Origin of the sequence: Exiguobacterium sp. SH5S13 (assembly GCF_004337085.1) — a bacterium.
Taxonomy (GTDB): Bacteria; Bacillota; Bacilli; order Exiguobacteriales; family Exiguobacteriaceae; genus Exiguobacterium; species Exiguobacterium aurantiacum_A.
In genome coordinates, this window is the sequence record NZ_SJUS01000037.1 from 1 (window position 1) to 15,865 (window position 15,865).

Consider the following 15,865-nt stretch of genomic DNA (forward strand, 5'->3'; position numbering starts at 1 on the left):
ATCATAAAAAATCCCTCACTTCGGATCATGTCTCACACTCCATTTTCAGGTTGTCAGAATCATTATCCGTTAATTTGAGGGATTTTTAATACGTTGATATAAGGGATTTTAACAGCGTTGATTACAGTTAAAGCACGATTGAATGTAGAATACCGTTTTTCTAATTCGATCGGCCTTGAACTCTATTGTTTATAAAATTAGTAGTGGGGGTCTTTATATGCCGGAAGCAGGAAATTCATATGTTCTTACATTGAAGCAAGCGTATTTAGAATGGGGTACGCACAGGCATACGAGTACTAGGGGAAATGTTTATGGAGAAGGATATCTTCATATTCCTTCCCACATCGCAAGAGAATACAATATCTTTAACAGTAATCAGGAAGGAGCGAATATTTTATACAATTGCAATTCTGTTTCCTAATGTCTTCATTTCTGTAGGTTATGAACAAGGACTGAACTGTCTTTAGACGGGGAACAGGTTTATATAAAAATCGGAAAGGATGAGACGTGATGGACGACATGCGATTGGATGACTATGCGTTTAAAGGGTTGGATCCGTTCGTCCGGACGGTGTTTTCGGAACTGATGGAACATCCGGAGTGGATGCGTGTCGTCGACAAGGAACATTACGTCGAGAAGGTCGTCCGTTTCGACGAGGGGCGAAACTCGCCTTACTTCCGGGTGCTCATCTATTTGGACGGGGCAGAGCGTCCGCGCAAGAAGGTGTATCTGTACGGGACATGGGTGGTGGCGGACGGTGCCGTCAGTTTCGTCGTCTCGGAGCTGTCGAGAGGTGTGTTCGAGTATGAAGTGATGCATGTGCATTGGCTCATCAAGTACCGATTCGAGGATTGGGGCGTGTCCGAGGACGGCCCGATAACAAGAGCTGCTGGCTTAGCCGCATCTCTATGTTCCTGGTCCTTTCTGACGGGAGGCACGGAGCGTAAGAGCAACGTCAAGACCAAGAGCGTGGGCGCGTCTAACGCCACGCAAGGAACACCATTCGGCCGAATGGTGTTTTTGTTTAGAATCCATTAAATGATTTCTAATGAATTTGAAATTGCTTAAGGAATCTCATCGATTTAATACAATGGTTATGGTATTATTTAATGAAATCATCATTATGTTAAAAGGAGGTCCATCATGTATACGATTGACGAGGCCTTTGAGATTCTATCGAAGAACAAGCTCACAAGCCATAAGGAGACCGTCCGGAACTGGGTACGGAAAGGCGTGATCCAGGCGGAACCGCTCGAGTCGCGTAAAAAAGGATATCGGATCAGTGAGGAGGCGCTCGAACAGTTCATCAAAGAACGGATGCCTGACGGGTGGGAACTGTATCCGGAGTCGGTGACAGGGGATGCTCGGGAGATCGTCAAGAATGAAGAAGAGGCCCCGTATCACGTCGAAATCGATGTAAAAGCAATCAAAGAGCAGGGGCGCATTGAAATGTGGCATCAAGTGGCCGGACGTTGGCTATGGGAAGGTCATCTTGATATAACCCGAACGATGGTACGACATGCGATTGAGCATAGGGGCTATACAAAAGAGTTCGAGCAGTTCGTCTGGGAACGATGTCTGAAGGACAGCGCTCCGCGTAAAAAACCACGAGTCCTTTACTTGATTGATGCATTTCTATTCGAAGGAGAGCGAGTGCCGTTCGATCAGGATTTTGGCATTAAAGAAGAACAAATCATGCAGGCGTTGATTGAACATGTAAGGTTTAAAAAGAGGTCAGGAATGTACAAAAATGAATTTAAAATTTAGAGGAATCTAACGAAAAGGCGTATTCTCTGTGTTATTGAGAATACGCCTTTTGCAATCGTTATTGTATTAAATTGATGTAAACTATTTCCTGCCCATCACATTTTCATTTTTGAATGTGCGAAGCTTGTATGGATAGAACTATTCCTCAATCATAGTCAGCGATATAAACATAGAATTGATTGAATGTTGAACGAGTAACTTATTTTTACTTTGAGCTTACAACTTTTTATTTTTCTTTGGTTTCTTTACTAATTTGACAATCATAAAAATTACGAATGAAATGAATAGCAGTAAAAATATTGCAAAATCAAGAACGTTCATGTCCATACCTCCAGTTTATCTTAAAATAGAATTTTTAGTAATTGTCCCTTTTGCGTTACACTCTACATTCACACGTAAATATCGTTCTTGTAACTTGAGACCGTGTCCTTTAAAAGTGATGCCAATAATAGCTGTTCCTTCTTGATAAGCGATTCTTCTCGAGCTACTTGGCTTTTGAACCTCACTTTTTTTATCGACTATGTCGACAAGAATACCTCCCCCATTTTCAGTCTTCATGTAGTTTCCTGTTCTTCTCGCAGTGACTGTAGTTCCATTATAAGTGAACTCTGCACCAATATATGCTGTGACAACTTTCCAACTAGTGGCCCTTGCATCGTAAATACTTCGAGTACTAGAAGCATTCTTAATTTTACTTGTTCCTGCTGCTTGGACCGGATGGAAGAAAATATTTTGAACGAACGAGAGGAGATTAGATTCAACGTCCTCTTGAGATTCAATTTCATCTGATTCATTCCATATGGTTTGTGACTCGTTCAGTCATTCTCATTTTTTCGGTCTGAGAAAAATTGAAGACACCTTCCAATAGTTCCAACTCGACCTCGAGCGTGACTTTGACTTTCTTTTTCTGTTTGTTGAATCGCTGAAGTAGGTAATGCTCAAGTTCGTCGATGACATCCGCGTCATCGATACCATCAGAGGATTTCAAAGCGATATTCAACCAAGGATTGAGTCGATCAATGTACTCTTCGAGTTCTTGTGGTAGCGCATTTAAGTATTTCCAAAGGTGATCAAAGCGTAGTGTCTCCGTCTTATGAAAAAGTCTAATCCACTCTTGAAGATTCATGAGATAACTCCTTTTTGATTTAAGTGTATCCCGTGTTACGGATGGCAAACAGTGACGAGTTTATGTACAAATCGAATGCGGTGCTTTAAAATTTTAGGAGGTGTCGCACATGAAACTTCGTCGACCAGACATGTTAAAAACGTTCTTTTTTCTGAATTTTCATTTCATCTGATTTTTTCTTTTTTAGATCAGGGTTAGTGGTGAATTGATAGCTGCGTCCCGCATATATAAACGTCTCATCAAAAATTATCCCGTTCATGATAATGCGATATGGCATGGAGGAGCCCGACGTATGTGTTTCTAGATGGTGTGTTGCCTCTTTGATAGACCGAATCCCCCTATCCTTATAGATCGAACTAGTTTATGCATCTTGTTTTTTTTGAACTCATTCTATCAAATGAAAAAATCAATGCGCATCGCTTTTCTTAAAAAGGACTCTCTTTTCATCGTTTCTACTAGATGTGAGCCCCGAGTTATTGTTTAAAGTACTCAATACCATGTTGAGTACTTTTTTTTTATGGTTTTAAAATTTCTTAAGCGTAGCAAATGGTTTCTCTATTTCATAAATAAATACGATTATATTGAAACAATAATACAAAAATATTTCAAGATTACATTTTCATTATATTTTCATCGTCGAATATGTAATTTTCTATTCCCTCTTTTTCTAATTTTGTGTAAGATTCATGATGTCATGTTGCCTTGTTCATAACATTTAATGAAAAATATGGAGGTTATGTATGTATAAGTTAAGTCATAAAATGTTGTCATGGTTCTTAGTCGTGACACTTGTATTATCTTCTTTCCCAATGGGAGAAGGAGTAAAGGCTGAAGAAAATGAAAGAAAAGCGTCTACTTCATCGACTAATGAGGAACAGAATGCTGAACTGGTTGCACCTGATTCCGAGCCGGATTACCTGCCTGTAGAAGACATTACAGGAGATCATGTGGTCGTGACGGAAGGGAATGAGCCTGATACATATGAGCTCAACGCCTATGATGACACGGTGAAAATTAAAAATGCCGATGGGGAAATCGTACCTGTGGATGCAACGTTGGAATCGACTCAGGGAGGTTTTTCACCGAAGTCTACAAATCTCCCGGTAAGTTTTGACCGAGCATTACGGTCGGAAACACCATTTTTAGAAGTTGGGGAAGACGCTACAAGTATTGCTTTCACGTTAAAAGGACTTCAGTACGAGGAAGGTCTAGTAGCGCCCAAGGAGACTCAGACCCTCGTCCGTGAAAATCAGGTTTGGCATCGAAATGTGTTTCCGAATGTGGACTTGCGTCACATCGCATTGAACGATGAAGTGAAGGAAGACTTGATCTTTAATCAGTCTGCTCAATTACCGAAAGAAATCATTTATGAATTCAATACATCATTGAAACCTGTACTAAAGGATAACCAGATTCTTTTTTACGAAGAGGAGGCCCTTGTCATCACGATGCCTGTCCCTGAAATGCAGGACAGTGCAATCGATGAGAAATCAGGACTTCCCGCTCGCTCTTTTGATATCGCATATGAACTCACGGAAGTGAATGGCACTTCATATGAACTTAAAATCGTACCTGACCAAGAGTGGTTGAACGATCCAGCGCGAGTCTATCCGATTTACGTCGATCCGACACTAGCTCGTGACGCGACCCTCGATACGTTTGTATCAAGCAAGAACCCGACCACGAACATGAACAAGTTTTGGAGCTCGTCTCGTGGCGAGTACGTGTTATGGGTTGGCTATTATGACACTACTACGGGTACAAACTATGGACTCATTAAATTCCCTGCCCTTACGGATTTAAGAGGTGCCACTGTTAGTTCGGCAGAAGTGAATTCATATGTCACATGGAGTTATTATGGAACACAACAAAATGGATTGTGGCTCGATCGCGTTAATGCGAACTGGTCTGAGACAGGCGTCACCTGGAACACACGCCCCTCATCGACGAATCTTGGTTCAACGAATGTCGCACGCAATCAATGGGCGAACTTTGATGTGACATCTTTCGTTTCTCAGGTGGCTGCTGGAAGCCGAACAGATTATGGGTTCAAGTTCCATACGAACGGTAACGGGACGACACATTGGAAACAAATTACAGCCTCTGAAACTGGGACAAACCGTACTCGATTGAACGTCACGTACAGTTATCCGAAGATGGCCTCGATCTCCACAGAAGGCTTCTTGACGACCCCGACTTCATCTACTGGTCATGTCAATGTATCGTGGCCAGCGATGGCTGGGGCGACAGGATACCGCCTACAGATGTTTGATGGGAAAGGTTGGCAGACAGTTTACAACGGGACAGCCCGATCTTATACAACAAAAGATAAAGGGATGTTCCCAAAGACTACTCAGTACGGAACGAAAGAATCATCAACTGGTGGGATCAAGTTCCGCAACGGCGACGGACAGGAACTTCCAGTCGATCCATCTACCTTCTTTAATAGTAGTAGCGGAACGACAACGAACACGTTATCATACCAATTCCGTGTCATCGCAGACTATAAGTTGGGTAGTGGCTCAGCTTCATCGACGGCTAAACGTTCGTTGCAAGAACTGATTCCAGACGTGCCGACGAATCTAGCAGTTACTGCCGGGGATACGACAGCTGACGATCGTGGACAATTTGCATTGAGCTGGGATGAGTCAGAGCATGCGACAAGCTATGATGTCTACGTGTTTAACGGTTTCGCCTACGAGTTGATTGATAATGTCACCACAACGAGCTGGAGCCCGAACGGAAAACGTCTCTTCCCTACGACGGCGCAAATCAATGCCATGCCAGTCAATACACGGACAGCATTCCGCAAAGGTGATGGACAAGATTTCCCTGGCGACCCTCGCCCGTTGTATCGAAAGAACAACCCGGACCGAACAACCTATCATAATATCCTCCACTATTACTTCCGCGTCTACGCGAAATCGTCGAAAGGCCAGAGTGCCGGATCTGACGTCCGTACGTTCAACGTACCGGCAACCCGGGTGACGACGGAAGGCGTCGGCTATTCGGATAACCGGAAGACCAACACCGGTTTCTTGTTCACTAGCTGGCAACCCGTTCCTGGTGCTGCAGGATATAACGTGTATTTGTATAACGGAAAAGAGTATGACTTGGTCGAGACCGTCCCGAGTGACGTGACCACGTGGCATTCTCGAAACAAGAAATTATGGCCACTTGCCGGTCAGTCTTACAAATTGAACAATAACGGAGTTGTCGGGCAAGGAGGAGAACTCCCTGTCGATCCAAGCTCGAACTATGTCTTGTCAGGCGGGAAGTATGGGAAGCATACCAACTATTGGATCCGTGTGACCGCTCATCGTCGCGCGGTCCAGCCAGCTGTATTATTGGCATCGAACTTTGTCGCCGAAGGGAACTTGAATCGGAGCCTCCCGACGACACCACGTATCTTAAAGGTAGATGAGCCGGATCTTGGTACAGAAGAGTTTTATCCAATGCTTGATACCTCGATTGGCTCGTTCAACGTCATGAAAGAAAATCAGTTCTTGGAAGAGACGGATGAAGTGCTTCCGGGACGAGGGCCGGCTGTTGAAGCGAGTCGCTACTTTAACTCGAAGTCGATCCGATTCGGCATGTTCGGGCTTGGATGGAGCAGCGGGTTGGAACGACGACTCGAGATTCCGACAGAAGACAAACCGAAAGTCATTCGCTATATCGATGCTGACGGCAGCGGTCACTTGTTCCTCCGTACGTTTGTTCAAGAGAATGGAAAGACGGTCGAGAAACTTCTGCCGCCGACCGGAATCGATTATGAGTTCAGCATTGAGAACAACGGTTCACAATATGTCATTCAAACGAGTGATGGTCATCGTGAAATCTACAATCAAACTGGCCAACTAGTCGGGATGGAATATGACGCGAAAGAGAACGGGAAAAAGAATAACGTCCGTTTCGACTATTCAGATGTCCAAGGTGTTAAACGTTTAACAACCATCTATGCGGCGAGTGACACGGGCACGACCTCACCGAACCGCCTTACCTTTACCTATAATGACAAAGGCTGGGTCGAGGCGATGACAGCGACCGCGTCTTCGGATGAGAAAGTTGACTCGCGCACGTATCGATACACATACGATGCTTGGGATCGTTTGACATCTGTTGATAGCTTTAGAGGGTCAACCCCGATTGAGACATACGGTTACGCCTATACGGAGAGTGTCAACACGATTGAAGAGACGGGCGAGGTCGCGGAGCGTCCAGATTTCCCATCTTCAATCAATCGCTTGATTTTGCCGGGCCATACCTCAGCCGAACCAAATGAAATTGTCGGTGAATTCGATAATGCGATCCCATCGATTGTCCAAGAGGTAGATGGTACACGCAATGCCTATGAGAAGACGTCGGGTGATTCAAAAGAGCGCATGGTCTACAAAGTTGCGACCGTCGATTCAAAAGATGATCAAGTCATGACACCGATTGTCTACACATTTAATGATGTGGGCCATTTGATTGAAGAGGCAGAAGGCGATGAGAAAACAATTTATGAGTGGAAAGACCATCGAATCATAAGCGTTAAAAATCCGGACGGTTCTGTCGAATCGACCACGTACGATGATCGGGATACGGCTGACGTCGACAAGACGACGGAGTTAGACGGAAATGTACTCGTAGAGAAAGATGCCACGTCGATCACGACCTATGAATACGCTGAGAATGGGGACGACCTCCTCCGAATCGAAGATGAGTTCGGTTTGGCCGAAGAAGTGGCCTTGAACGAGGATCGTGAAGAAATCGTCGATCATGAGGAACCAGAGGAACGAATTGGGTTCACAGAGTATGACAATCGCGGAAACGTCACGCGAACAGGTGTGGGATTAACGCCAGGCGTCAATCTGTATCCAAACGGTGGCTTTGAAGTAACGGAGACGGTGACTCCAGGAGTGCTTGTGGATGGCGGTCGAAATGGTAAAGCGCTTCAGTTGAACAACGCGACGTTCACAAGAGAAGTCAACATTAAAACTGGTCACCCGTATAACTTGGGTATCGATATGAAGACATCAGGCACGTCGAAAGGAAGTGTCACGCTCACGCTCTTGAATAGCTCGAATGTCGTAACTGAAACTTATACGATTCGTCCAATGGGCAATTTAGGGGAATGGACAAGACGATTCGTCGAGTTCACAGCAAAAAATGGGGCCGTCAAAGCTCGAATCAACATTATCTCTGAGAATGGTTCGACCTTGTTTGACGAGGTGCAACTCGACACTGCGAAACAAGGGCATGCCGTCTCGGCCTCGGCGTTCAACCATGTCGAACAGGGCGGATTCGATGGCCTCAACAAATGGCAGTTGGTGAAGGCTACAGCAAGCTCGACAGGTTATATGAGTGAGAGTGGCTTGTACCTTCAACCTGATGGAACGGCGAAACAAACCATTTTTGTTAACCAATCGATAGCAAAACCGTTCTATGTGAGTGCCTTGGCACAAAAGGCTTCGAAAACAGATTCACTGAACGTGGTGGCGACATATGAGGACGGAACGACGGTACAGAAGACAGCCGCATTCCATGCCTTAGACTATACTGGAAAAGACAACGACGCGACATGGCAACGTCAAACCATCCAATTGACCTCAGATGAGAACAAGAAGCTCGTGAAAATCGAACTCACTATTAAGAATAACTCGACTAGCACCATTCTTATCGATGCGGTCAGAGCGTCAATCGGACGAGTCGTGTCTGACTCGACATATGACAAGCAAGGAAACCACGTCTTAAAAGACGCCGGGCTGACGAAACTTCCAGTGACCAATACGGTCGACGCGTTCGGGAATGTCTTAACCGTCGGTCAAGGGAATCGCACACGGACGAACACCTATGATCTATTAGGGCGTTTGAAGACGACAACCGCAGAGAACGGGACTGTCATTTCCTATGATTACAATAAAAAAGGTGAGGTCACACAAAAGGTATTTGATGGAACACTCACTAAATATGGATATTTGAAAGGTCGTATCACTTCGGTCATTCGTCCAGGGGGGCAGAAGTATGCGTATGAATATGCGCCTCACACTGGTAACTTAATAAAAACGCTTCTCCCTTCAGGGAACAGCCTATCTAAAATTTACGACGACGAAGGGAATATCATTGAACTGCAAGAGACAACAAAGGTAGAGAGTACTGATCCGACAAGTGAGACGGGAACGGAAGAAAGTATTAAAACGACGAGCCGATTCAAGTATGCATATGATTCATCTTCTGGTGACATCCTCTCGGTTCAAATGGGAAATGATAGCTCGAAACAGAAGAAGTACGAATATGACCCAGGTGACGAAGAAAATGACGAAATTGGTAAAGGACGTCTGTTGAACCTGACGGATTACCATGGAGTGCTCCAGACATGGGATTACGAAGATGTGAATGGTGTCGGGACAGAGCTTCCACTCTCAATGACGTTAGCGGGAACGAAGCGTGACTTCACCTATGACATCGCCAAACGGAACCATGGGGTAACGGTCGATAGTCAACATTGGGCTTTCCGCCATAATGAGGATGGTAAGACGACGCAGATTACCATGCCAGGACAAGCCGGTGAGTCGCTCGTCGAGTTCGATGAGACTGGTGCCGTATCAGCATGGTCCGCCTCTGCTGGTGACAAACAGATTGCATTTGAGCGTTATAGTTACGATCAATATGGAAACCTGTCAGGTTTAAAGAAAGATGGACAAACTGCGAGTTATTCCTATGACGCGATGGATCAATTGGTCGAAGAGAAGACACTTGACGGACAGACGATCAATTACACATATGACAAACGAGGAAATCGCACACATATCAACAACCAAGTTGTAGCTGAGTTCGATAACTCAAACCGGATGACTAAGTTCAAGGGGCAAGCCATTACGTATGATGCAGACGGGAACCGGATCAATGACGGACGTCTGAAATATTTATGGGACGGTCTAGGAAAACTGACTGCGATTGAAGAAGTCAACGGGACAAAGAAATGGCAATTTGTTTATGACGAACAAGGGCGCCGTATCCAGAAGACGGGGCCGAGCGGTACGATTCGCTTCCATTACGACGGAGATTCGAACCGACTGATGGCCGAAACAGATACGGCCGGCAAACCAATCCGAGAGTACGTCTATAATGCGGACCATATCCTTGTCGGACTAAAGACAAGTGGAACATGGTACAATTATCAACGGAACTACCGTGGCGATATTGTAGCGATCACGGATATGGATGGGAAAGTTGCTGCCGCATACACTTATGACACATGGGGCAAACCGCTCACGAGTAACATCATCGATCCAAAGCTCACTGGTCAACCAATCCGATATGCGTCGTACTACTACGATGAAGATTTAGCGCTTTACTATTTAATGGCCCGTTACTACCATCCAGAACAGGCCGTCTTCTTATCCATCGATCCAGAACTTGATGCCGATGAGACCGTCTCGATGGCGAATGGCTACTCGTATGCGGACAATAATCCGGTTCTGAAAGTCGATCCAGACGGAACATGGGCTTGGATTGCGGTTAAGGCTGGCTATGGGGCTTATACCGGTTATCAAACAGCTAAGTCTCGCGGATATACAGGCTGGAAAAAATGGGGTTATACTGCTTATAGTGCGGCGAGTGGTGCTGTTGGATTTGGAACGGTGTATAGATACGGGAGAAAATTAGCTGCTACAGCTAAAAAAACAAAAAAGTATAAATATCAAGTCGGCTCCTATGGTTCAATAAGAGGTGGGAAAGGATTAGACGCTCACCATGTTGGTCAAAAAGCTGTTATGAAAAAATTTGTTGCAAGCTATAATCCAAGAACTGGACCTTCTATAAATGTCCCGCGAGTAGGTCACACGAGAAAACATCCAACTCATGGTATAGTATCTAGAAATACTCGAGGAATAAATAATCCAAGAGATTTACTAGCAAGAGATATACGGGAATTGAGAAGAGTTTATAAAAATATCCCGAACTCGACACTCAGAAAACTTATTAAGATGAACAAAGATATGTATCCAGAAATGAGGAGAAAAAGATGACAAAATTTAATGAAGAATTTGTGAAAGCATTGTACAGTACTGTAGTCAAAGAAGGTCTTGAAGAATCAAAAGAAATGTATGAAACAACAGAAATTACACCTGATATGAGTGACTTTTGGAGAAAGGCTTTAAGCTTATACCAAACATCAGATCTTGAAGGGAAAGAAACCTTGATGCAAATCATGGAACAAACTATGATTGATACAATTTCTCTTGTGTTAGGTGTAATTGATGGTAGTTCTACTCTCGATGGAACTGAAATTGAATCTAAATTATTTCTTGACTCTCATGACACGGAAAATGAATTACAAGATGAATTTCTAATGTTTATGGAAGAAAACGACCTATACCCTTGATTAGTGAATAAAATAAAAATGTAATTTTTTCTTGGTTCTATTTGAACTAAGTTAATATCATGAAAGAGGCACCCATTTAAGCTTCTATGCTCCTCGATAGGTATACAGATGAAATTACAAATCTGTTTATCTGATTGGGGAGTGTTTTTTTTATGACGAGAAGTCGGTATTCGATTGAACAAAAACTGAGTACACTACGTTTGGTGGAAGCAGAAAAATATACCGGGAAGGAAATCGAGGAGGCTCATCAGGTCTCTGAGAATACTCTCCGGGTGTGGAAAGCCAAGTTCGATATGGTGAGATCGACGCCTTAGAGGAATCGAAGACCTGGAACCTTTACATCAAGGAACAGAACATTTCGGCAGTCCGTGACAATCTAGACGGAGTCACCAAGATAGAAGTTCTCTCCAACAATCAAATCAGTGATGAGTCAGTTCTTCGAAAATAGATTGAGAAGTATACTAGTCATAGCGAGTTAACCGATTCAAGAAAAGAATGGTGTTGGGACCGAACTCCCACTCTCAATAACGTTAGCGGGAACGAAGCGTGACTTCATCAATGACGTCGCTAAACGAAACCATGGGGTGACTGTTGATGAACAGAAGTGGTCTTTCCGCCATAATGAGGATGGTAAGACGACGCAGATTACCATGCCAGGACAAGCCGGTGAGTCGCTCGTCGAGTTCGATGAGACTGGTGCCGTATCAGCATGGTCCGCCTCTGCTGGTGACAAACAGATTGCATTTGAGCGTTATAGTTACGATCAATATGGAAACCTGTCAGGTTTAAAGAAAGATGGACAAACTGCGAGTTATTCCTATGACGCGATGGATCAATTGGTCGAAGAGAAGACACTTGACGGACAGACGATCAATTACACATATGACAAACGAGGAAATCGCACACATATCAACAACCAAGTTGTAGCTGAGTTCGATAACTCAAACCGGATGACTAAGTTCAAGGGGCAAGCCATTACGTATGATGCAGACGGGAACCGGATCAATGACGGACGTCTGAAATATTTATGGGACGGTCTAGGAAAACTGACTGCGATTGAAGAAGTCAACGGGACAAAGAAATGGCAATTTGTTTATGACGAACAAGGGCGCCGTATCCAGAAGACGGGGCCGAGCGGTACGATTCGCTTCCATTACGACGGAGATTCGAACCGACTGATGGCCGAAACAGATACGGCTGGCAAAGCAATCCGGGAGTACGTCTATAATGCGGACCATATCCTCGTCGGGCTAAAAACAAATGGGACATGGTACAATTATCAACGGAACTATCGTGGAGATATTGTTGCAATCACGGATACTTTAGGTAATGTTGCTGCCAAATACACCTATGACACATGGGGTAAACCGCTCACGTCGAACATCACTGATTCGAAACTGACAGGTCAACCAATTCGTTATGCGTCATACTATTATGACGAAGACTTGGCGCTCTACTATTTGATGGCTCGTTATTACAACTCAGAACAAGCTGTGTTTCTTTCAATTGATCCTTTATTAGATAGTAACGAATCAATCGAAATGGCAAATGGATACAGTTATGTTATGAACAATCCGTTGACAAGGATTGATCCAGATGGACTTATGTGGCGTCCTGATGGATATGGATATGGATACTATTCTTATGGTAGTGGGATCAGGTATTACACTAGTGTTAGAAAGATTACTGTACCCGCGAAAAAATCAGTCCCTCTTTCAAATTTACAATATTTGATTCGTAGTAAATCACTAGGTAGAGGATCTACAGGTCGCCAAGTCCCAAGAACTTACAAAGAAGAAGTTGCAATGAGAAACGTTCTCTATAATCCTAATTCAGGTCGAATATTAAATATGACAAAAGGAATGACTGACCCAAGATGGAGACAACAAGACGGGTGGAGGAAAATGGCTAAAAATGTAGATGGAGTGGAGATACATTATCTTAAGAATATAAAAACCGGAAAGTTTGATGACTTTAAATTTGATGATAAAAGAGGGAAGAAAAAATGAAAGTTAAATGTAAAGAGGTGACCGGCGTAAATCTTTTACCCAATACAATAAAACTAGGATACTCTATTGAGGCTGATTTTGAGTTGAAAATTAATGATACTTATATAGTTTATGGTATGAGTCTTTGGGGTGGTTCTTTACAATACTTAATTCAAGTAAATGATTATAACCCTTCATGGTTTCCAGCTGAGTTATTTACTGTAGAAAAACACAAAATTCCAGAAAATTGGAGTTTTGATTTCCCATTAATCAATAATGTTAACGCAATTTGGGGTTATAAAGAATTAGTGGACGGCTCGAATCATTATGATGATTTACTTGAGAGAGAAGGTGAAGCGCTCCGCATTTTTGAAAAGAGAAAAAAAGAACAATTAAAATTCTTGGAATGATTGTGTGAAAAAATATTTGAAATTAAAGGGTAACCTCTGATTTAGAGTTTATTTTTCGAACCTGATAATATAGTTTTTACTTTACCAAATAAATATAAACACTTTGAGATAGACTCAACTTGACTTCAGAAAGGTTGAGTCTTTTTATTATTCTTAGGGCGAACCTTAGTAATGCAAATCTCAGTAAGAAATAAAGATGATTAAAAAAATTGAATCTTACAAGTATGCTCCCAAAAAAGTAGGCAGACAAAGTAAAAATCTGCTTTCTTATTAGGGAGTGTTTTTTAATACGACGGTTTGTTAAACTAAGCGTTCAATATTCAAAAAAGCGGTTCGTGAAAAGGGTTCCTTTTCATCAGCAAGCAACACATCATGCCAATTATCTTCAAGATTTTTGAGGGTTGGTTTTTCAACCTTATTGTTCTTTTCTAAATCGTGTAATGGATGAACTGTTTTTTCGGGATCAAAGTGACCGCTAATCAATGGCTGATCTGGTAATGCAATCGTGTAAACGACAAGCGCGTCGTCATTGAAGTCGTGATTGTTTGCGACACCGAATGACTGGAACCCGAAACCTTTATCGTGAATATACATGAGCGGCCCATCGACGCGATCCATCTTCAGGTTCGTCTCGAGGGTCGCTTTTGCGTTCAGATAGGGCTCCACCTCCTCGGGAGACACACTTTGTACGGCATGCACCCGTTCATAAAGACTGAGGTCAGCGTCTTTCCATCCCATACGCCGCTCCAGCTGTTCAAGGTAATCAAGAGGGCTCTGTTCTTTCTCCTGTTGTAAGGCGTGTACTTTTTCTAAGTGTGACTCGATATGGTCGAGGAAGCCTGCGGACGTCTGATGGACCTCCTGCAACAGCTGTTCCTTGTCGAGGAGTTCCTTGTCTTTCGTCCAACCGGCCAAGTAAGAGAGCGAGAAATCGTCCGTCGGGAACCCGAGCTGATGTGAGACGACATAGGCGACCATCTCGGCTTGGAACTCCTTCTCAGGTGCCGTGAGCGGTTGGTCTCGTTCAAAATTCCGTTCCTGATTGTGTAGCTCCGTGTGAGCGAGCTCATGGATCAAGACTGTGATGTCCTCGATCGATGTGTTCCGCGGGTTCAAGGCGATTGCATGCAACTCCGGATAGTAACAACCCTTCGCCGTCCCGATCTCGTCGAGCGGTTCCTCTAATAGGGTCACATTCCGGGCATCCGCGAGTGTCGTCAAGGCGTCGCGGATGTCTTGTTCGTTCTCGAGACCGCCGTCCCGGTGATACCGTTTGAAGATGTCCGAGACCTCGATTCCTTTTTCGCGCGCGTCGGTCTGTGTGTACTCGAACACGTGACCGATCTTGAAGTACATCATTTTGCGTGATGGGATTCTTCCTTGTTTCACACCATCCTTGACCGGCTTAGGTGCCTTGCTGAGCGGCACCCATTCGTCTTTGTGTAAGGCATAAGTCACTGGATTTGGGACGAATACCTTGATGCCACGCTCACCTTTCTGGACCTGTGCGCCCTGCTTCTCCCAGAACGGATAAGAGCCGACCGCGACCGCGCCGGGGAACTGGGACTCAATCAAGACCGCGTTCCGCATCGAGTATTGATGGAACTTGCCGAGGAACTGTAGATGTTCCCGGATTTTCTCTGGACTCTCGAAGTAGCTGTCGATCTGTTGTCCCATCTGTTCGGTCAAGGCCTCGAGCTCGGCTTTCCGTTCTTCGTTCGTCTTCATCTTGGCCATCGTTTCAGACTCCTTCCTTCAACAAGTCGGTGACAGATTCATCACTATCCGCAAATTCATTCAGTTCACGTTCGAGTTGTGGCGACGATTCCGAAATGTCGAGTAACAGTTGTGTCCGCTCGAAATTGACGGGAAGTAAGACAATCTCGTCTTGCGCGATGGCGGTCAAAAGTTGATGCTCGGAAACGGATATCGGGATGTCGTACCGTTTTCCATAGATGAGGACCGTGACGGTGTTCGGTTGAATTGTCAACAGTTGTCCCATCGTAAAGAGACGATCAAGTGGTCGCATAGAATTCATCCTCTCTCAAAAGTTAGTGTGTCCTTCTTCTGTTTCTGATGCTCGATGCGTTCCTGGACGACATGTTCCGCCGTCTCGAGGAACGTCGGTTTGAACTGGTCCGTCGTCATGATGTCCTCGATGCCCTCGGTCTGCATGAGCGCCTGCAGGAGCTCTGTCAGGATTTGT

At 44.3% G+C, this 15,865-nt stretch carries 10 protein-coding genes and 1 pseudogene; 7 read left to right on the top strand and 4 right to left on the bottom strand.

What is annotated here, in order from left to right; translation table 11 throughout:
* Positions 1-510 precede the first annotated feature (510 nt).
* Together EVJ30_RS14325 and EVJ30_RS14330 are read left to right on the top strand one after the other, a co-directional pair.
* Positions 511-1,038, top strand: a complete 528-nt coding sequence (locus tag EVJ30_RS14325) for a hypothetical protein (RefSeq protein ID WP_131458642.1) — start codon at positions 511-513, stop codon at positions 1,036-1,038.
* A gap of 105 nt (positions 1,039-1,143) precedes the next feature.
* The gene (locus EVJ30_RS14330; RefSeq protein WP_161568803.1) at positions 1,144-1,767 is read left to right on the top strand and encodes a helix-turn-helix domain-containing protein; all 624 of its coding nucleotides are present in this window, start codon (positions 1,144-1,146) and stop codon (positions 1,765-1,767) included.
* Between the two features lie 336 nt (positions 1,768-2,103).
* Here EVJ30_RS14330 and EVJ30_RS14335 read toward each other — a convergent pair whose 3' ends face one another.
* Both EVJ30_RS14335 and EVJ30_RS14340 read right to left on the bottom strand, forming a co-directional pair.
* The gene (locus EVJ30_RS14335) at positions 2,104-2,325 is read right to left on the bottom strand and encodes a hypothetical protein (protein ID WP_131458644.1); all 222 of its coding nucleotides are present in this window, start codon (positions 2,323-2,325) and stop codon (positions 2,104-2,106) included.
* Between the two features lie 232 nt (positions 2,326-2,557).
* Positions 2,558-2,893, bottom strand: a complete 336-nt coding sequence (locus tag EVJ30_RS14340; RefSeq protein WP_131458645.1) for a hypothetical protein — start codon at positions 2,891-2,893, stop codon at positions 2,558-2,560.
* 1,286 nt (positions 2,894-4,179) lie between these two features.
* On the opposite strand from EVJ30_RS14340, the gene EVJ30_RS14345 reads away from it, so the two are divergent.
* From EVJ30_RS14345 to EVJ30_RS14365, 5 genes and pseudogenes are all read left to right on the top strand, one after another.
* Positions 4,180-10,905, top strand: a complete 6,726-nt coding sequence (locus EVJ30_RS14345; RefSeq protein WP_161568859.1) for a DNRLRE domain-containing protein — start codon at positions 4,180-4,182, stop codon at positions 10,903-10,905.
* Positions 10,902-11,261 (top strand): transposase, encoded by a 360-nt coding sequence (locus tag EVJ30_RS14350; RefSeq protein ID WP_131458647.1) that lies wholly within the window; start codon positions 10,902-10,904, stop codon positions 11,259-11,261. The genes EVJ30_RS14345 and EVJ30_RS14350 overlap by 4 nt, the downstream gene beginning before the upstream one ends.
* 152 nt (positions 11,262-11,413) lie before the next feature.
* Positions 11,414-11,706 (top strand): annotated as a pseudogene (locus EVJ30_RS15360) (transposase); the annotation flags it as partial.
* A 139-nt stretch (positions 11,707-11,845) separates the two neighbouring features.
* Positions 11,846-13,270 carry an RHS repeat domain-containing protein gene (locus EVJ30_RS14360; RefSeq protein WP_131458649.1) on the top strand — a complete coding sequence of 475 codons (1,425 nt, stop codon included), beginning with the start codon at positions 11,846-11,848 and terminating at the stop codon, positions 13,268-13,270.
* Positions 13,267-13,659, top strand: a complete 393-nt coding sequence (locus EVJ30_RS14365) for a hypothetical protein (RefSeq protein WP_071398599.1) — start codon at positions 13,267-13,269, stop codon at positions 13,657-13,659. The genes EVJ30_RS14360 and EVJ30_RS14365 overlap by 4 nt, the downstream gene beginning before the upstream one ends.
* A 300-nt stretch (positions 13,660-13,959) precedes the next feature.
* On the opposite strand, the gene EVJ30_RS14370 is transcribed toward EVJ30_RS14365, so the two are convergent.
* Both EVJ30_RS14370 and EVJ30_RS14375 read right to left on the bottom strand, forming a co-directional pair.
* Entirely contained in the window at positions 13,960-15,396 is a 1,437-nt protein-coding gene (locus tag EVJ30_RS14370) for an ImmA/IrrE family metallo-endopeptidase (RefSeq protein ID WP_131458650.1), read from the bottom strand.
* Between the two features lie 4 nt (positions 15,397-15,400).
* Positions 15,401-15,688, bottom strand: a complete 288-nt coding sequence (locus tag EVJ30_RS14375; protein WP_131458651.1) for a hypothetical protein — start codon at positions 15,686-15,688, stop codon at positions 15,401-15,403.
* Positions 15,689-15,865 lie beyond the last annotated feature (177 nt).

Coding starts and splice junctions, on each gene's coding strand:
- EVJ30_RS14325 (WP_131458642.1), top strand. CDS start 511: ATGGACGACATGCGATTGGATGACTATGCGTTTAAAGGGTTGGATCCG.
- EVJ30_RS14330 (WP_161568803.1), top strand. CDS start 1,144: ATGTATACGATTGACGAGGCCTTTGAGATTCTATCGAAGAACAAGCTC.
- EVJ30_RS14335 (WP_131458644.1), bottom strand. CDS start 2,325: ATGAAGACTGAAAATGGGGGAGGTATTCTTGTCGACATAGTCGATAAA.
- EVJ30_RS14340 (WP_131458645.1), bottom strand. CDS start 2,893: ATGAATCTTCAAGAGTGGATTAGACTTTTTCATAAGACGGAGACACTA.
- EVJ30_RS14350 (WP_131458647.1), top strand. CDS start 10,902: ATGACAAAATTTAATGAAGAATTTGTGAAAGCATTGTACAGTACTGTA.
- EVJ30_RS14365 (WP_071398599.1), top strand. CDS start 13,267: ATGAAAGTTAAATGTAAAGAGGTGACCGGCGTAAATCTTTTACCCAAT.
- EVJ30_RS14370 (WP_131458650.1), bottom strand. CDS start 15,396: ATGGCCAAGATGAAGACGAACGAAGAACGGAAAGCCGAGCTCGAGGCC.
- EVJ30_RS14375 (WP_131458651.1), bottom strand. CDS start 15,688: ATGCGACCACTTGATCGTCTCTTTACGATGGGACAACTGTTGACAATT.